Below are 16,688 nucleotides of genomic sequence, written 5' to 3'. Positions count from 1 at the left end.
TGGTGAGCATATTCGCAGGAAAATAAAAAAGGCGAGGACAGATATCCTCGCCTTTTTCAGGTTGTGCAGGTTTTACTTTTTCAGCTCTGCCAGGCTCAGCCAGGTCTGCACCACGGTGTCCGGGTTCAGGGAGAGGCTATCAATCCCCTCGTCCATCAGCCAGGCCGCAAAGTCTTCATGGTCAGAAGGCCCCTGCCCGCAAATCCCGACATATTTACCCTGTTTCTTCGCCGCGCGGATGGCCATGGAGAGCAGCGCTTTCACCGCCTCGTTACGCTCATCAAACAGCTCAGAGACGACGCCGGAGTCGCGGTCTAGGCCGAGCGCCAGCTGCGTCATGTCATTCGAGCCAATGGAGAAGCCGTCGAAGTGCTCAAGGAACTGCTCGGCCAGCAGGGCGTTGGACGGAATTTCACACATCATGATGATCTTCAGCCCGTTCTCGCCGCGCTTCAGCCCCTGACGCGCCAGCTCATCCACCACCGCTTTCGCCTGATCCACGGTACGGACGAACGGGATCATGATTTCCACGTTGGTCAGCCCCATGTCATTGCGCACGCGTTTTACCGCCTCGCACTCCAGCGCGAAGCAGTCGCGGAAGCTTTCCGACACGTAGCGTCCGGCGCCGCGGAAGCCCAGCATCGGGTTCTCTTCTTCTGGCTCGTAGCGTTCACCGCCCACCAGGTTGGCGTATTCGTTGGACTTAAAGTCCGACAGACGCACGATCACGCGTTTCGGGTAGAAGGCCGCGCCGAGCGTGGCGATCCCTTCCGTCAGACGACCCACATAGAACTCTCTCGGCGAGTCGTAACCCTTCATCATCTCGCGGATTTCGTTTTGCAGTTTTGCGTCCTGGTCGTCGAACTCCAGCAGCGCACGCGGGTGCACCCCGATCATACGGTTAATAATAAATTCCAGACGCGCCAGGCCCACGCCTTCGTTCGGCAGACAGGCGAAGTCAAACGCGCGGTCCGGGTTGCCGACGTTCATCATGATCTTCAGCGGCAGGTCCGGCATGGTATCCACGCTGGAGCTTTTCACGCTGAAGTCGAGGATATCGGCATACACGTAACCGGTATCGCCTTCAGCGCAGGAGACCGTCACCTTCTGGTCGTCCTTCATGCGTTCGGTCGCGTCACCGCAGCCGACTACCGCCGGGATCCCCAGCTCACGGGCGATAATAGCCGCGTGACAGGTACGGCCGCCGCGGTTGGTGACGATGGCAGCCGCTTTTTTCATGATCGGTTCCCAGTCCGGGTCGGTCATGTCGGTTACCAGCACGTCGCCCGGCTGGATGCGGTTCATCTCGCTGATGTCGTGGATCACTTTCACCGGACCGGCACCGATGCGGTGACCAATTGCGCGGCCTTCCGCGACAATTTTGCCCTGCGCGTGCAGGGTGTAGCGCTCCATGACCTGACCACGTGAACGGACGGTTTCCGGACGCGCCTGCACGATAAACAGCTTGCCGGTGTGTCCGTCTTTCGCCCACTCGATGTCCATTGGACGGCCATAGTGTTTTTCAATCTGCACCGCCTGCTTCGCCAGCTCTTCCACTTCGGCGTCGGTCAGTGAGAAGCGATCCCGCTGCTCCTGCGGCACATCTTCAATGGTGACCTGCTTGCCATGCTCTTGCGTCGGAGCATAGATCATGCGGATTTTTTTCGAGCCCATGGTGCGGCGTACCACTGCCGGACGGTTAGCCGCCAGCGTAGGCTTGTGCACGTAGAATTCGTCAGGGTTCACCGCCCCCTGCACCACCATCTCGCCCAGACCCCATGCGGAGGTGATAAACACCACCTGGTCAAAGCCGGATTCAGTGTCGATAGAGAACATCACGCCGGAAGAGCCTACGTCGGAACGCACCATGCGCTGTACGCCTGCGGAGAGCGCCACGCCGCGGTGGTCATAGCCCTGATGGACGCGATAGGAGATGGCGCGGTCGTTGAACAGGGAAGCAAACACATGCTTCACCGCCACCAGCACCGCCTCGTAACCCTGGACGTTGAGGAAGGTTTCCTGCTGCCCGGCGAAAGAGGCATCCGGCATATCTTCCGCGGTGGCGGAAGAGCGCACGGCAAAGGAGGCCTGCGCATCGTCAGCGGAGAGCTGGTTGTAGGCGTCGTGGATGGCTTTTTCCAGTTCCGGCTGGAAAGGTGTGTCGATAATCCACTGGCGGATTTGCGCGCCGGCTTTGGCAAGCTCGGTGACATCATCAATATCCGTTTTATCCAGCAGGTCGTAAATGCGCTGGTTTACACCGCTCTGGTCTAAAAACAGGTTAAACGCATCGGCGGTTGTGGCAAACCCGTTAGGTACGGAGACACCCATACCGGACAGATTTGTAATCATTTCACCCAGGGAGGCATTTTTGCCCCCAACTCTGTCTACATCATTCATGCCGAGTTGGTTATACCAAAGCACCAGCGGTGACGAGCCATTGTTGGACATCGAAACAATCCTTTTGTGATATTTGATCGGAGTAAGAAACACCTGACTACGTATTTATACTGGCATATTTATTTCCGCTAAAAAAACGGTGAATCGTGTAAGCAATTTAAATTTTCAACTTTTCGGACAGTTTCCCGGCACTCGCTAACCCGATGATTCCTATAGATTCCGGCAAAAACCATAGAAATAAAGCCGCTATTCGAAAAATGAAATCCACTTTTCAGGAAAATCAAAAACACCATTTCATTTTAAATTCAGATAAGTTCTTTGCTGTGAAATTAACTTTTTTAATTTATGCTTTCAGGCAATTACGTACGCTATTCAGGGTGGATAAAATGGATAATGCTGTCGATCGCCACGTTTTTTATATTTCTGATGGGACGGCGATTACCGCCGAGGTGCTGGGACACGCGGTGATGTCGCAGTTTCCGGTATCGATAAACAGCATCACGTTGCCGTTCGTGGAAAATGAGAGCCGGGCCAAAGCGGTCAAGGACCAGATCGACGCCATTTACCAGCAGACCGGCGTTCGTCCGCTGGTGTTCTATTCCATTGTGATCCCTGAGATCCGCAACATCATTTTGCAAAGCGAGGGCTTCTGTCAGGACATCGTGCAGGCGCTGGTTGCTCCCTTGCAAAGCGAGCTGAAGCTCGACCCGACGCCGATCGCCCACCGTACCCACGGTCTGAACCCCGGCAACCTGACCAAATACGATGCGCGTATTGCCGCCATTGACTACACCCTGGCGCACGACGACGGGATCTCCCTGCGCAATCTCGACCAGGCGCAGGTGATTTTGCTCGGCGTGTCGCGCTGCGGTAAAACCCCCACCAGCCTTTACCTGGCCATGCAGTTTGGCATTCGCGCCGCCAACTACCCCTTTATTGCCGATGATATGGATAACCTGGTGCTGCCCGCCGCGCTCAAGCCGCTCCAGCATAAGCTGTTTGGGCTGACCATCAACCCGGAACGACTGGCAGCGATCCGCGAAGAACGTCGCGAGAACAGCCGCTACGCCTCGATGCGCCAGTGCCGAATGGAAGTCTCCGAAGTCGAAGCGCTGTACCGGAAAAATCAAATTCCCTGGCTGAACAGTACCAACTATTCAGTAGAAGAAATTGCCACCAAGATCCTCGATATCATGGGGCTGAATCGCCGCATGTACTAATACGCTAGTACATTAATCCAGTTTCAGTTATTATTACGCCATCCTCGGGGCGACGTGCCCCGAACTTGAAATCAGCAGGGATTGGTTTAAGGTGATGCCCATCACTTCCCGGTAGTCTGCCGATGAAGCTAAAAATTTCTGAGACATTCCATGAACAAAACCGACGAACTGCGCACCGCGCGCATTGATAGCCTGGTCACACCGGCTGAACTGGCCCGGCTGCATCCCGTTTCCGCCGAGGTGGCGGACCATGTGACGGCCTCCCGTCGCCGCATCGAAAAAATTCTCAATGGTGAAGACAAACGTCTTCTGGTGGTGATTGGCCCCTGCTCCATTCACGATCTGGACGCGGCAATGGATTATGCACAACGCCTTCAGACGCTGCGCGGCAGGTATCAGGATCGCCTGGAGATCGTGATGCGTACCTACTTTGAAAAGCCCCGTACCGTCGTGGGCTGGAAAGGATTGATTTCCGATCCCGATCTGAACGGTAGCTACCGGGTGAATCACGGTATTACGCTGGCGCGCAAGCTGCTGTTACAGGTTAACGAGCTGGGCGTGCCGACTGCCACCGAATTTCTGGATATGGTGACCGGACAGTTTATTGCCGACCTCATTAGCTGGGGCGCGATTGGCGCACGTACCACCGAAAGCCAGATCCACCGTGAAATGGCGTCGGCGCTTTCCTGCCCGGTGGGCTTCAAAAACGGAACGGACGGCAATACCCGAATTGCCGTAGATGCCATCCGCGCGTCACGCGCCAGCCATATGTTCCTCTCCCCGGATAAAAACGGCCAGATGACCATCTACCAGACCAGCGGCAACCCGTTCGGACATATCATTATGCGTGGCGGTAAAAAACCGAATTACCATGCAGAAGATATTGCCGCCGCCTGCGAAACGCTGGCGGAATTTGACCTGCCGGAGCATCTGGTGGTGGATTTCAGCCACGGCAACTGTCAGAAACAGCACCGCCGCCAGCTGGACGTCTGCGAGGAAGTTTGCCAGCAGATCCGCAGCGGCTCGACCGCCATTGCAGGAATTATGGCGGAGAGTTTTATCAAAGAAGGCACGCAGAAAATCGTCGCCGGACAGCAAATGGTCTACGGCCAGTCAATCACCGACCCGTGCCTGAGCTGGGAAGACAGCGAGCTGCTGCTGGAGATGCTGGCTTCAGCCGTGGACACACGCTTTTAAAATCCTGCCGGGTGACGCTACGCTTACCCGGCCTACGGTACGTGCCCTTCTCCCTCTCCCCGTGGGAGAGGGTCGGGGTGAGGGCATCAGACCGCACCTCTCCCCCAAATTTGATCCCGTCACACAATTTTCACAAAAACGCTTGCCGTGAATTTGCAGTTTATTGATAATGATTATCATTGTTACATTGATTGTTATTTATAAACATTATGTCACCGACCGATAACAGCGCGGCAACGCCAACAAAAACACACACAGCACAGTCCCCTGCTCCCACCGATCGCCGAATCGACAGCAAAAGCCTGTTGGGTGAGGAGGGACGGGTCATTATCGAGCATGACGGCCAGCACTACCTGCTGCGCCAGACCAATGCCGGAAAACTGATCCTGACTAAATAAACCAGACAACACATTCGCCAGCCACCCAGGTGATCCCCAGGCAGCCAGCGCTTTTCAATTCTTATGGAGAGTTGCTATGCCACACCTGCAATCCGCGTCTTTACGCCCGTCTCTTCTGGCGCTGGCGATTGTCAGCACCCTGCCGGGCGTTACGTTTGCCGCCGCAGACGAGATCACCGTCACCGCCACCGGCAATGCCCGCAGCGCCTTTGAAGCCCCCATGATGGTGAGCGTGATTGACGCCACCGCGCCGGAAAACCAGACCGCCAGCTCCGCCGCCGACCTGCTGCGCAAGGTGCCCGGTCTGATGCTGGACGGCACCGGGCGCACCAACGGTCAGGACGTTAACCTCCGGGGCTATGACCGCCGTGGCGTGCTGATACTGGTGGATGGCGTGCGCCAGGGCACTGATACCGGACACCTGAACAGCACGTTCCTCGATCCGGCGCTGATCAAACGTATTGAAGTAGTACGTGGTCCTTCCGCCTTGCTGTACGGCAGCGGCGCGCTGGGCGGCGTAATTTCGTATGACACCGTCGACGCCAGCGATCTGCTGGATGCAGGTAAAAACAGCGGCTATCGCGTATTTGCTACCGGTGCAACGGGCGATCACAGCATCGGGATGGGTGCCAGCGCCTATGGCCGCACCGATACCCTGGACGGTCTGGTCTCCTGGTCCAGCCGCGATCGCGGCGACATTCGCCAGAGTGACGGCGCGAGGGCGCCAAACGACGAATCCATCAACAATATGCTGGCGAAAGGCAGCTGGAAAATCGATCCGGCGCAGACGCTGAGTGGCTCCCTGCGCTACTACAACAACGACGCGCAGGAGCCGAAAAATCCGCAGACCACGGATGCCAGCAGCAGTAACCCGATGACCGATCGTTCCACCATTCAGCGCGATGCCCAGCTTGGCTACAGCATTGCGCCAGCCGGAAACGACTGGCTGAACGCCGATGCGAAAATTTACTGGTCCGAAGCGCGGATCAACGCCCAGAACATCGACGCCAGCGGCGAGTTCCGTAAGCAGACTACCAAAGGCGGCAAAGTGGAAAACCGCACCCGCCTGTTCAGCGACTCCTTCGCCTCGCACCTGCTGACCTACGGCGGGGAATACTATCGTCAGGAGCAACACCCTGGCGGCGCGACCACCGGCTTCCCGGACGCGAAAATCGACTTCAGCTCCGGCTGGTTGCAGGATGAGATCACTCTGCGCGACCTGCCGGTAACGCTTCTCGGCGGGACGCGTTACGACAACTACCGCGGCAGCAGCGACGGTTACGACGACGTGGATGCGGATAAGTGGTCATCACGCGCCGGGTTAACCGTGAGTCCAGCCGACTGGCTGATGCTGTTCGGCTCTTACGCCCAGGCCTTCCGCGCGCCAACGATGGGCGAGATGTATAACGACTCGAAGCACTTCTCTATCGGCAGCTTCTACACCAACTACTGGGTGCCGAACCCGAACCTGCGTCCGGAAACTAACGAAACCCAGGAGTTCGGTTTTGGGCTACGTTTTGACGATCTGCTGCTCACCAACGACGCGCTGGAGTTCAAAGCCAGCTACTTCGACACCAAAGCGAAAGATTACATCTCCACTACCGTCGATTTTGCGGCGGCCACCACCATGTCCTATAACGTACCAAATGCTAAAATCTGGGGCTGGGACATGATGGCGACTTACGCGACCAGTCTGTTCAACCTGGACGTGGTCTACAACCGCACACGCGGGAAAGATACCGACACGGGCGAATACATCTCCAGCATCAACCCGGACACCGTCACCAGCAAGCTGGATATCCCCGTGGCGCAAAGCGGCTTCTCCGTGGGCTGGATCGGCACCTTCGTCGAACGTTCAACGCACATCAGCAGCAGCTACAGCGAGCAGCCTGGCTACGCAGTGAATGATTTCTTCGTCAGCTATAAAGGCCAGCAGCAGTTCAAAGGCATCACCACCACCCTCGTGCTGGGGAACGCCTTCGACAAAGCCTACTGGTCACCACAAGGCATCCCGCAGGATGGCCGCAACGGCAAGATCTTCGTCAGTTATCAATGGTAATTCCCTTCGGGGCAACGATTCAGAAGGATAAGATTATGGGTCACTACACACGCTGGCTTGAGCTTAAAGAAGAACATCCGGGTAAGTACGCCCGTGATATCGCCGGATTAATGCACATCAGCGAAGCAGAGCTGGCATTTGCGCGCGTTGGACACGACGCCTGGCGGCTGCGCGGTGAAATCCGTGAGATTCTGGCAGCGCTGGAGTCGGTGGGGGAAACCAAATGCATCTGCCGTAACGAATACGCCGTTCACGAACAGGTCGGGGCGTTTACTAACCAGCACCTCGGCGGCCACGCCGGACTGGTGCTGAATCCGCGCGCGCTGGATCTGCGTTTGTTCCTCAACCAGTGGGCGAGCGCGTTTCACATAAGTGAAACGACCTCCCGCGGCGAACGTCAGAGCATTCAGTTCTTCGATCATCAGGGCGACGCTTTACTGAAGGTCTACACCACGGATCACACCGACGTTGCCGCCTGGGGCGACGTGCTGACCCGTTTTATCATTGCCGATAACCCCACTCTGGCACTGAAGGCTGTCGATGCCCCTGCGCATTCCGACGGTGCTGATGCAGGCTCGGTGGAGAAAGAGTGGCGCGCCATGACCGATGTGCATCAGTTCTTTAGCTTACTGAAGCGCCATAACCTGAGCCGCCAGCAGGCGTTTCGTCTGGTGAGTGACGATCTGGCCTGTAAGGTGGATAACAGCGCGCTGGCACAGCTGCTGGAGACGGCGCGACAGGACGGAAACGAAATCATGATCTTCGTCGGCAACCGCGGCTGCGTGCAGATCTTCACCGGTGTGGTGGAAAAACTGACGCCCATGAAGGGCTGGCTGAACATCTTCAACCCAACCTTTACCCTGCATCTGCTGGAGGAGACTATCGCCGAGACGTGGGTAACGCGTAAGCCTACGGCGGACGGACACGTTACCAGCCTGGAGCTGTTTGCTGCGGACGGCACTCAGATCGCCCAGCTCTACGGGCAGCGTACCGAAGGCGAGCCTGAGCAGAGCCAGTGGCGCCGCCAGATTGACGCCCTGACGCCAGAAGGGCTGGCCGCATGAAAAACTGGTTCGCCCTGCTCTGCGCCCTGCCGCTGGTCGCCGTCGCCGCGCCGGAGAGAATTGTCGCCCTCGGCGGCGACGTGACGGAGATCGTCTACGCCCTCGGCGCGGAGTCTTCTCTGGTTGCGCGCGACAGTACCAGCCAGTGGCCGCAGGCGACAAACGCGCTGCCTGACGTGGGGTATCTTCGCCAGCTGAATGCGGAGGGGATTTTATCCGTACGCCCGACGCTGGTGCTGGCAAGCGACCAGGCGCAGCCCTCTCTGGCGCTGAAACAGGTTGAACAGAGCCACGTCCGGGTGGTTACCGTTCCCGGCACGCCTGACCTGCGCGCGATTGACGAAAAAGTACGGGTGATAGCTCAGGCGACGCATCATGAGGCGCAAGGGGAAACCCTGCGCAACTCGCTGCGTCAGGCGCTGGCGGCACTGCCCTCAACACCGCTCAACAAGCGGGTGCTGTTTATCCTCAGCCACGGCGGAATGACCGCAATGGCGGCCGGGCAACAGACCGGCGCGGATGCGGCAATACGCGCCGCCGGGTTGCAGAACGCCATGCAGGGCTTTACCCGCTATCAGCCGCTTTCCCAGGAGGGGGTGATGGCCAGCCAGCCGGATCTGGTGGTGATTTCGCAGGACGGTCTTAACGCGCTGGGCGGCGAAGAAAATCTGTGGAAACTGCCCGGTCTGGCGCAAACGCCAGCGGGACGAAGCAAGCAGATGCTGGCTATTGATGATATGGCCCTGCTGGGCTTCAGCGTCCGCACGCCGAAAGCCATACAACAGCTGCGTGCCAGAGCGGAGCAACTGCCCTGATGTCCCGGCGCATCACGTTATCGTTATGGCTTCTGGCGGGGTTGCTTACCGTCATGACGTTCATGGCCACCGGTTTTGGGGCGTTACGCCTGCCGGTGAACGTGCTGTGGAGCGGCAGCGATGAGACGCTACGCCAGATCTGGCTTACCATCCGTCTGCCCCGCGTACTGCTGGCGCTGGTGATTGGCGGATCGCTGGCGCTCGCCGGCTGCGTCATGCAGGGGCTGTTCCGCAATCCACTGGCCGACCCGGGCCTGCTCGGGATCAGCAGCGGTGCGGCGCTGGCCGTCGCCCTGTGGGTGGTGCTCCCGCTCTCGCTGCCCGCGCTGGTGATGCTTTACGCCCCTATGCTGGCGGCATTTTTTGGGGCGCTGGCAGCCACTGGCGTGATCTTCCTGCTCAGCAAGCAGCGTGACCCCTCTCTGTCACGTCTGTTGCTGGTGGGTATCGCCATCAATGCCCTATGCGGTGCGGCAGTGGGTGTGCTTTCGTGGGTCAGCAATGACGCCCAGCTGCGTCAGCTTTCACTCTGGGGAATGGGAAGTCTTGGTCAGGCACAGTGGTCAACGCTGCTCGCCGTGACCTCGCTGATGGTGCCTGCCGTTCTGGCGATCTGGCGTTGTGCCAGCGCATTAAATTTACTGCAACTGGGTGAGGAGGAAGCGCATTACCTTGGCGTGGACGTTGCCCTTGTACAGCGAATATTACTGTTATGCAGCGCCCTGCTGGTCGCTGCGGCTGTCGCCGTCAGCGGCGTGATTGGCTTTGTCGGACTCGTGGTGCCGCACCTGATGCGCATGTGGCTGGGCGCCGATCACCGGGCAACCCTCCCCGGCACGGTACTCGCGGGCGCATTACTGCTGCTGGTGGCGGATACGGTCGCGCGCACCCTGGTCGCTCCGGCAGAAATGCCGGTCGGCCTGCTCACCAGTATCCTTGGCGCTCCCTGGTTCTTATGGCTCATTTTTCGTCGTGGAGAACAGCATGGCTGAACGTTATACGGCTGAAAATCTTACTTTTACCCGGTCTGGCCGCACGCTGACAGATAACGTTTCGCTGTCACTGTCGCAGGGAGAGCTGGTTACATTGATCGGCCCCAACGGCGCGGGGAAATCCACGCTGCTGCGGCTGCTGACCGGCTACCTGAAACCCGACAGCGGCGGCTGTTCGCTGGCGGGAAAAGCGCTGGATGAATGGCATCCGCAGACGCTGTCCCGCTATCGGGCAGTGATGCGCCAGCAGTCTCAGCCTGGATTTGACTGGCAGGTGGAGGAGATCGTTGGAATGGGGCGTGCGCCCTGGACGCGTCACCCGGAACCGTCGATTGTGCGTGAGGTGTTGCAGCTGACCGGTTGCCTGCCGCTGGCCGGCAGGCGTTATCATGCCCTCTCCGGCGGCGAGCAGCAGCGCGTCCAGCTCGCCCGCGCGCTGGCGCAGCTGTGGCGTGACGGAACGCCGCGCGGCTGGCTGTTTCTCGACGAACCCACTTCAGCGCTGGATCTCTACCACCAGCAGCATCTGCTGCGCCTGTTGAAATCGCTGACCCGTCAGGGCCATCTTCACGCCTGCGTGGTGCTGCACGATCTCAATCTTGCCGCATTATGGTCGGACCGGATCCTGCTGTTACACAACGGCAGGATTGTTTCTCAGGGCATACCGGAGACGGTTTTGCAGGCCGACGCGCTGGCACACTGGTACGGTGCGCAGGTGCACGTCGGCAGACATCCGGCGCACGCCGCACCGCAGGTTTTTCTCGCCCCTTAGCTTGAGCAGCTCACTTCCAGCCGCTTGCCCCAGTCCGGCGGGCGGCTGACATAGTCATCGTCCCGATCGGCAAACGGCGTGCGCAGGGCGATATGCAGCCGATGCAGCTCGGTATAATCCCCCTGCTCTGCCTGCTCAATGGCCCGCTGCGCCAGCCAGTTGCGCAACACCATCGCCGGGTTAACCGCCTTCATCCGCGTCTGGCGGGTATCGTCATCAATTTGTTCCTGCTGTAAACGCGTCCGGTAAACGGCAAACCAGTCATCAAACGCCTGACGATCGATGAACTCGTCGCGCAGCGGTGACGCGGCGCTCTGCTGCGCGGTCTGGCTCAGCATACGGAAGGTTCGGGTATAGTCGCTGCCTTCACGCACCATGATGGCAAACAGCCCATTCAACAGCGCGTTATCGCCTTTTTCCTGCGTCATCAGCCCCAGCTTGTTGCGCATTAACACACCATATTCCCGCAGCAGGATCTCCTGATAGCTGTCCAGCGCATCGTTCAGGGCATCGACGTCGATAAACGGCGACAGGCTTTGCGCAAGCCGCTGAAGGTTCCACAGCCCCACCGCAGGCTGGTTGTCGAAACGGTAACGCCCCTGATAGTCCGAATGGTTACAGATGTAACCCGGCTGATAGTCATCAAGGAAGCCGTACGGACCGTAGTCAAACGTCAGCCCTAACAGGGACATGTTGTCGGTATTCATCACCCCGTGGGCAAAGCCGACGGCCTGCCAGCGGGCAATCATTGCGGCAGTGCGCGCGACAATATCACGGAACCAGAGAACATAGCGGTCCGGCTCGTTTTGCAGGTGCGGCCAGTGACGGCGAAGGGCGTAATCGGCAAGCTGGCGGACCTTATCCGGCTCGCGGCGATAGTAGAAGTGTTCAAAATGACCGAAACGCAGATGGCTTTCCGCCACGCGGATCAGCATCGCTCCCTGCTCCATCGTTTCACGGGCCACCGGCGTGTCGCTGTTGACTATGGACAGCGCGCGTGAGGTGGGGATCCCCAGGGCATGCATCGCCTCGGAAGCCAGACCTTCACGGATGGTTGAACGCAGCACCGCGCGGCCATCCCCCATGCGTGAGTACGGGGTTAGCCCTGCCCCTTTCAGGTGCCAGTCGAGCGTTTCGCCATTCGGCAGAACCTGTTCACCCAGCAGGATGCCGCGGCCATCGCCGAGCTGTCCCGCCCAGACGCCAAACTGATGTCCGCTGTAGACCTGAGCCAGCGGCTTCATGCCCGGGAGCAGCGTTTCGCCGCCCCAGACGCCGGCGCCTTTTTCTGGCTGAAAAAGCGTCGAAGGGATGCCAAGCGAATCCGCTAATGCATCGTTATGCCAGATAAGACGCGCGTTCTGTAATGGCGTTGGCTTAAGCGCGGTGTAAAAGCCGGGTAATTCATCGTGCCAGTGAGCAGTAAAAGACAGGGTCATAAGTCCTCCTGCTTTAAGTGTAGAGGGTTTCCCTGGACGTAAACACGGGCGAAGAAAGGGGTTATTGCTGAACGAGAGTCGTGACCCGCTCTGCCGGGACGGCAGGCCACAGGCTTCCCTGCATTGCACCGAAATTGAAGGGCAGCACGCGTTCTAAGATGCCGTGATCGTCAATTCCCGAGACCATGACCGACTGACAATGCGGCGCGATCTGCCAGAGAATGGCGCGCATAAAAGGCTCAAACGAGAGTGCCGACGCGCGCTGCTGGATAAAGTTTTTATCCAGAATCACCCGTTTGAACAGACCATCATAAACCGGTTTAAGGGAAGATGCCCCTGCACCAAAGTTAGCCAGTACTAAGGGGAAATGGATCGCCATTCTTGCCAGACAGGGATCGTCTTTCCCGTTATTTAAACCTGGATAGTTCTCATTAACAGTAAACTCAAGAAACGGATAACGCTCGAGGATTGAAACAGCGTTCTCATTAGTTAATAAAAACTCAACAATTGCAGGTGTAATATTGATCCATGCAATTAACTGATGCTGAATAAAAAATAGCTTACAGGTATCGAGTAATTGCAGTTTCTCCTGAAACAGCGCTAATTCATCTTCCTGAGAAAGATGTGGGATAACCAGTTCAGTCGGGATCCGTACGTCCGCACCCACGCCAGTAAAGTTAACCAAAATCTCTAAACCTTTAAGCAAACCTGCACTATCACGCGCCGGAAGGAGTAAAAGTTCAGACTGGTAAGCATTATCTAGCGTAATAATCATCGCGCTTGTCCTGCATTAAAGATGAGAGAGAACATCCTGGAGCAATTGCAGGCACAATTCCACTGTCTTGATTTTAATAAGATTAATTTCATTCTTTCCGTATTAATTTTCAGATTTTTCCCTGAATCTAAATTAATTTTATCCTGGTTATTGAATAATAGCCAGTTTTAGATAAAACAGGCACATGCGGACATAAATAATTGGGCAAAAAATTTAACTTTAATCAACCCGCAAGAAAAGCCTGACGTCTATTTTCACCGCCAGGCCCTCCGCACTGCATTTTTATGCAGCGGTTAAATACGTCTGGCCTGCCAGAAATTTTTACGCCAGTAAACATTATCCAGAGAGGAGCGCATCACGCCACGGCTGGTCGAGGCATGAATGAACTGATTATCGGTATCATAGATGCCGACATGAAGGCCGCTTTCACCGGAGCCCGTTTTAAAAAAGACCAGATCGCCGGGCAGGAGCTCGTCTTTATCAATTTCAGTGCCGATTTTCGCCTGCATACGCGTTTCACGCGGAAGCTGGAGGTCAAATTTATCGCGGAAGGTCATCAGTACGAATCCCGAGCAATCCACCCCGCCCCGGCTCATGCCGCCGTAGCGATAAGGTGTGCCGCGCCAGTTGCTGAGCTGATCGTTCAGGCTGGCAATGACCGTAATGGAATCGGAAAGCCGTGGGTTGGGCGGAGGTGCACGATGGCTGCTGCATCCTGCAAGAAAGAGCGCCGCAACAAGGAGAAACCAGAATCGCATTTCAGACGAATCCTCTGCTTTTTTTGTTCTTTCGGTAATTTAGCGTGCATCTATGCAGCTGTGCAAGAAAGGTTATTCCTGCGCCGTGGAAATGAGCATCTTGTGGCCTTCAATATCCAGCCTCCGGAACGACATGTGGTAAGCGCTCGCAAGATTGGCGGCCGTCAGCACGCTGTCGCGCGTTCCGCTGGCAATCAGCTTGCCACGCGCCAGCAACCACACCCGATGCGCGTGGCGCAACGTATGGTTTAAATCATGGCTGCTCATCACGATGGCAATCCCCTTGCGACACAGCGCGCTGAGCAGGGTATCCAGCGCTGCCTGCTGGGCAACGTCCAGCCCACTCATCGGCTCGTCCAGCAGCAGCAACCGCCCGTGAGGATTTCCCGCCGGATGGATCTGAAGGATAACGGCAGCCAGACGCACGCGCTGCCACTCGCCGCCGGAAAGCTGATTTGCCTGCCGGTTGAGCTTATCGTCTAACCCGAGTGCCGCAGCAACCTCGTTGAGCAATCCCACCTGATTTTTATCAGGCAGATGCAGCGTCAGGTAGTGCCAGACGGGCATCGCAAAGGGCGGAACCTGCTGCTGAACCAGATAGCTTCGACGGGAGGCAAGTGTAGCGGGTAGCCAGTCGACGAGCGATTGCCCGAGGAAGGTAATCTCCCCTTCCCCGCTGGTCAGCCCCGCCATACGCGCCAGCAGCGTGCTTTTTCCGGCGCCGTTTGGCCCAACCAGGTGAAGGATTTCACCTGCGTTGACTGCGGCAGTCACAGGCTCAAGACGTCCCTTCCCGGCAACGTCCGTGAGCTGCATCAGCAGCGTCATTATTTCGCCAGCGCCAGCTTGATTGATTCCATCACGATAGGATCTTCAGGCGTCATGTCAGGCGAAAAACGCTGCACGACCTCACCGTCACGGCCAATCAGGAATTTTTCGAAGTTCCACAGAATATCGTCCGGATAGAGCGGCGCGCGGCCTTTACTCGCCATACGCTCATAGAAACCACTCTCTTCAGGCGCAACGGCGGTCGGCGCCGCGGCCACCAGTTTGGCATACAGCGGATGACGATTTTCCCCGTTCACGTCAATTTTGCTGAACATCGGGAACGTCACGCCATAGGTTGTGCTGCAAAAGGTCTTAATCTCCTCTTCGCTACCCGGCTCCTGGCCCAGGAACTGGTTGCACGGGAAGCCGAGTACGGTAAAGCCGTCTTTTTCCCAGGCTTTATGAATGTTTTCCAGCTGTTCATACTGCGGCGTAAGGCCACATTTCGACGCCACGTTCACGATGAGCAGCACCTTGCCCTTGTAGCCTTCCAGCGTGGTTTTCTCGCCGTCAATGGTCGTCACTTCGGTATTCAGAATATCAGACTGCATAGCATTCCCTCAGGTTGACTTACAGGTTGTGTTTTAACGTCCAGCTTTTAATAGTAGCCAGATAAAGACCGGTGCGCCCAGCGTTGCGGTCACCACGCCTATGGGCAACTCAGCGGCCGTCAGGGCGAGCCGGGCGATGATATCGGCAACCAGCAGCGTTGCCGCCCCGGCAACCGCCGAGGCCGGGAGCAGGGTTCGGTGGTCCGTAATGCCGCACAGGCGCAGCATATGCGGGATCACCAGCCCAATAAAGCCAATCGCCCCCGCCAGCGCCACGCTTACGCCTACCATCCAGCCAATGGCGATAACCAGCACGTTGCGCCAGAATCCAATCGGCATCCCGAGCTGGCGAGCAGACGTTTCGCCCAGCGCGAGAATATTAAGAGGCTGCGCCTGGAACGCCGTCCACAGGATGACCGGGATCAGGAGCACCATCAGCCACCCCTGACGCCAGTCAACACCCCCAAATCCCCCCATCATCCAGTACATTAACTGGCGCAGATCGAAGGAGGTAGAAAAGTAGACGGCCCAGGTCATCAGCGCACTACAGATGATCCCCAACGCTACCCCGGCAAGCAGCAGCCGACTGGTGGATAAGTGGCGGCGGGCAAAGCGCAGAAGGATAAGGGTTATCAACAGCGCGCCAAGGATGGCGCTGAGGCTAATCCCCCAGCCGGAGAGCTCGCCTCCCCCCAGCATCACGGCGGCGATAAGCCCGACGCCTGCGCCATTCGAGACCCCGAGAAGCCCGGGTTCCGCCAGAGGGTTTTCAAATAATGCCTGCATGATCGTGCCGCACAGCGCCAGCGCAGCGCCGACTAAAAGGACAGCCAACGTCCGCGGCAGGCGGATCTGCCAGACAAAGAGCTGTCCTTCAGGCGTAAACCAGCTTTCCGGCCCCAGCCACCGATCGCCCGCACACAGGCTGACGGTGGTGGCGACAATCAACAGCACCCCGAGCAGACACAGGCGGCGAAGATCGGAGCGGTGCTGGCGGCGGGCAAGATCAAGCATAGACGATAGGTTATCCGGTTGAGATATCATTGATTTTACGGCGGGTTTAGCAAATAGCGCAAAGAAAAAAGGCCGCGTGAGCGGCCTTTTTAGTTAGTTCATATTACTCTGCTTTGGGCGTTGCGTTTTCGACACGGCTTTTTAACTTCTGTCCGGGTCTGAAGGTCACCACGCGGCGGGCTGTAATGGGAATATCTTCCCCCGTCTTCGGGTTACGGCCCGGACGTTGGTTTTTGTCTCGCAAATCAAAATTGCCAAAACCGGAGAGTTTAACCTGCTCACCATTTTCCAGAGCACGACGGATCTCTTCGAAAAACAGCTCTACCAGCTCTTTGGCATCCCGTTTGCTAAGCCCAAGCTTATCAAACAGATATTCTGACATTTCAGCTTTTGTAAGCGCCATAGG

16 protein-coding genes are annotated in these 16,688 nt (G+C 57.4%); 8 read left to right on the top strand and 8 right to left on the bottom strand.

The features are described from left to right. Nucleotides 1-72: 72 nt before the first annotated feature. On the bottom strand, nucleotides 73-2,451 hold the full coding sequence (ppsA, locus tag L463_RS09500) for a phosphoenolpyruvate synthase (RefSeq protein ID WP_032103723.1): 2,379 nt from the start codon (nucleotides 2,449-2,451) through the stop codon (nucleotides 73-75). A 335-nt stretch (nucleotides 2,452-2,786) separates the two neighbouring features. Between ppsA and ppsR the strand changes: the two genes are divergently transcribed. The 8 genes from ppsR (at nucleotide 2,787) to L463_RS09540 (ending at nucleotide 10,917) form a co-directional block, all read left to right on the top strand. After that, on the top strand, nucleotides 2,787-3,620 hold the full coding sequence (gene ppsR, locus L463_RS09505) for a posphoenolpyruvate synthetase regulatory kinase/phosphorylase PpsR (RefSeq protein ID WP_017384644.1): 834 nt from the start codon (nucleotides 2,787-2,789) through the stop codon (nucleotides 3,618-3,620). Between the two features lie 150 nt (nucleotides 3,621-3,770). After that, nucleotides 3,771-4,817: a 3-deoxy-7-phosphoheptulonate synthase AroH gene (gene aroH, locus L463_RS09510; RefSeq protein WP_032103725.1), complete on the top strand. Its 1,047-nt coding sequence runs from the start codon at nucleotides 3,771-3,773 to the stop codon at nucleotides 4,815-4,817. 209 nt (nucleotides 4,818-5,026) lie between these two features. Beyond that, entirely contained in the window at nucleotides 5,027-5,215 is a 189-nt protein-coding gene (hemP, locus tag L463_RS09515) for a hemin uptake protein HemP (protein ID WP_032103726.1), read from the top strand. A 76-nt stretch (nucleotides 5,216-5,291) separates the two neighbouring features. Then, complete coding sequence (locus tag L463_RS09520) at nucleotides 5,292-7,274, top strand: TonB-dependent hemoglobin/transferrin/lactoferrin family receptor (RefSeq protein WP_032673188.1); 1,983 nt, start codon at nucleotides 5,292-5,294, stop codon at nucleotides 7,272-7,274. Nucleotides 7,275-7,309: 35 nt separating this feature from the next. Next, the gene (gene chuS / locus L463_RS09525) at nucleotides 7,310-8,338 is read left to right on the top strand and encodes a hematinate-forming heme oxygenase ChuS (RefSeq protein ID WP_023296351.1); all 1,029 of its coding nucleotides are present in this window, start codon (nucleotides 7,310-7,312) and stop codon (nucleotides 8,336-8,338) included. Beyond that, a complete protein-coding gene (locus L463_RS09530; protein ID WP_032104821.1) occupies nucleotides 8,335-9,153 on the top strand; it encodes a heme/hemin ABC transporter substrate-binding protein in 819 nt (272 codons plus the stop codon). Before chuS ends, L463_RS09530 begins: the two co-directional genes overlap by 4 nt. Next, nucleotides 9,153-10,145, top strand: coding sequence for a FecCD family ABC transporter permease (locus L463_RS09535; RefSeq protein WP_032104822.1), 993 nt, complete (start codon nucleotides 9,153-9,155; stop codon nucleotides 10,143-10,145). Before L463_RS09530 ends, L463_RS09535 begins: the two co-directional genes overlap by 1 nt. Next, entirely contained in the window at nucleotides 10,138-10,917 is a 780-nt protein-coding gene (locus L463_RS09540; protein ID WP_015570728.1) for a heme ABC transporter ATP-binding protein, read from the top strand. Before L463_RS09535 ends, L463_RS09540 begins: the two co-directional genes overlap by 8 nt. Here the strand turns inward: L463_RS09540 and selO are convergent. The 7 genes from selO to ihfA form a co-directional block, all read right to left on the bottom strand. Then, entirely contained in the window at nucleotides 10,914-12,356 is a 1,443-nt protein-coding gene (gene selO, locus L463_RS09545; protein ID WP_032104824.1) for a protein adenylyltransferase SelO, read from the bottom strand. The genes L463_RS09540 and selO overlap by 4 nt on opposite strands. A 61-nt stretch (nucleotides 12,357-12,417) precedes the next feature. Then, nucleotides 12,418-13,131 (bottom strand): EAL domain-containing protein, encoded by a 714-nt coding sequence (locus tag L463_RS09550; RefSeq protein ID WP_032104825.1) that lies wholly within the window; start codon nucleotides 13,129-13,131, stop codon nucleotides 12,418-12,420. 293 nt (nucleotides 13,132-13,424) lie between these two features. After that, nucleotides 13,425-13,889, bottom strand: a complete 465-nt coding sequence (locus L463_RS09555) for an NlpC/P60 family protein (RefSeq protein WP_015570730.1) — start codon at nucleotides 13,887-13,889, stop codon at nucleotides 13,425-13,427. Nucleotides 13,890-13,961: 72 nt separating this feature from the next. Beyond that, nucleotides 13,962-14,717, bottom strand: a complete 756-nt coding sequence (gene btuD / locus L463_RS09560; RefSeq protein WP_032104826.1) for a vitamin B12 ABC transporter ATP-binding protein BtuD — start codon at nucleotides 14,715-14,717, stop codon at nucleotides 13,962-13,964. Beyond that, nucleotides 14,717-15,268 (bottom strand): glutathione peroxidase, encoded by a 552-nt coding sequence (locus L463_RS09565; RefSeq protein WP_017384653.1) that lies wholly within the window; start codon nucleotides 15,266-15,268, stop codon nucleotides 14,717-14,719. Before L463_RS09565 ends, btuD begins: the two co-directional genes overlap by 1 nt. A 33-nt stretch (nucleotides 15,269-15,301) precedes the next feature. Beyond that, nucleotides 15,302-16,282 carry a vitamin B12 ABC transporter permease BtuC gene (gene btuC, locus L463_RS09570; protein WP_017693588.1) on the bottom strand — a complete coding sequence of 327 codons (981 nt, stop codon included), beginning with the start codon at nucleotides 16,280-16,282 and terminating at the stop codon, nucleotides 15,302-15,304. Nucleotides 16,283-16,385: 103 nt separating this feature from the next. Then, entirely contained in the window at nucleotides 16,386-16,685 is a 300-nt protein-coding gene (gene ihfA, locus L463_RS09575; protein ID WP_003857805.1) for an integration host factor subunit alpha, read from the bottom strand. Between the last annotated feature and the right edge of the window lie 3 nt (nucleotides 16,686-16,688).

This window comes from Enterobacter sp. BIDMC 27 (genome assembly GCF_000534415.1).
GTDB lineage: Bacteria > Pseudomonadota > Gammaproteobacteria > Enterobacterales > Enterobacteriaceae > Enterobacter > Enterobacter hormaechei_C.
Note: the sequence above shows the minus strand (reverse complement) of the source record. Positions and strands in the feature narration are given on the sequence as shown.

Excerpts from the sequence above, each read along its gene's own strand:
- L463_RS09520 (WP_032673188.1), top strand. The coding sequence starts at position 5,292 with ATGCCACACCTGCAATCCGCGTCTTTACGCCCGTCTCTTCTGGCGCTG.
- L463_RS09540 (WP_015570728.1), top strand. The coding sequence starts at position 10,138 with ATGGCTGAACGTTATACGGCTGAAAATCTTACTTTTACCCGGTCTGGC.
- ihfA (WP_003857805.1), bottom strand. The coding sequence starts at position 16,685 with ATGGCGCTTACAAAAGCTGAAATGTCAGAATATCTGTTTGATAAGCTT.
- selO (WP_032104824.1), bottom strand. The coding sequence starts at position 12,356 with ATGACCCTGTCTTTTACTGCTCACTGGCACGATGAATTACCCGGCTTT.
- L463_RS09555 (WP_015570730.1), bottom strand. The coding sequence starts at position 13,889 with ATGCGATTCTGGTTTCTCCTTGTTGCGGCGCTCTTTCTTGCAGGATGC.
- L463_RS09550 (WP_032104825.1), bottom strand. The coding sequence starts at position 13,131 with ATGATTATTACGCTAGATAATGCTTACCAGTCTGAACTTTTACTCCTT.
- L463_RS09565 (WP_017384653.1), bottom strand. The coding sequence starts at position 15,268 with ATGCAGTCTGATATTCTGAATACCGAAGTGACGACCATTGACGGCGAG.
- ppsR (WP_017384644.1), top strand. The coding sequence starts at position 2,787 with ATGGATAATGCTGTCGATCGCCACGTTTTTTATATTTCTGATGGGACG.
- chuS (WP_023296351.1), top strand. The coding sequence starts at position 7,310 with ATGGGTCACTACACACGCTGGCTTGAGCTTAAAGAAGAACATCCGGGT.
- aroH (WP_032103725.1), top strand. The coding sequence starts at position 3,771 with ATGAACAAAACCGACGAACTGCGCACCGCGCGCATTGATAGCCTGGTC.
- btuC (WP_017693588.1), bottom strand. The coding sequence starts at position 16,282 with ATGCTTGATCTTGCCCGCCGCCAGCACCGCTCCGATCTTCGCCGCCTG.
- hemP (WP_032103726.1), top strand. The coding sequence starts at position 5,027 with ATGTCACCGACCGATAACAGCGCGGCAACGCCAACAAAAACACACACA.
- ppsA (WP_032103723.1), bottom strand. The coding sequence starts at position 2,451 with ATGTCCAACAATGGCTCGTCACCGCTGGTGCTTTGGTATAACCAACTC.
- btuD (WP_032104826.1), bottom strand. The coding sequence starts at position 14,717 with ATGACGCTGCTGATGCAGCTCACGGACGTTGCCGGGAAGGGACGTCTT.
- L463_RS09530 (WP_032104821.1), top strand. The coding sequence starts at position 8,335 with ATGAAAAACTGGTTCGCCCTGCTCTGCGCCCTGCCGCTGGTCGCCGTC.
- L463_RS09535 (WP_032104822.1), top strand. The coding sequence starts at position 9,153 with ATGTCCCGGCGCATCACGTTATCGTTATGGCTTCTGGCGGGGTTGCTT.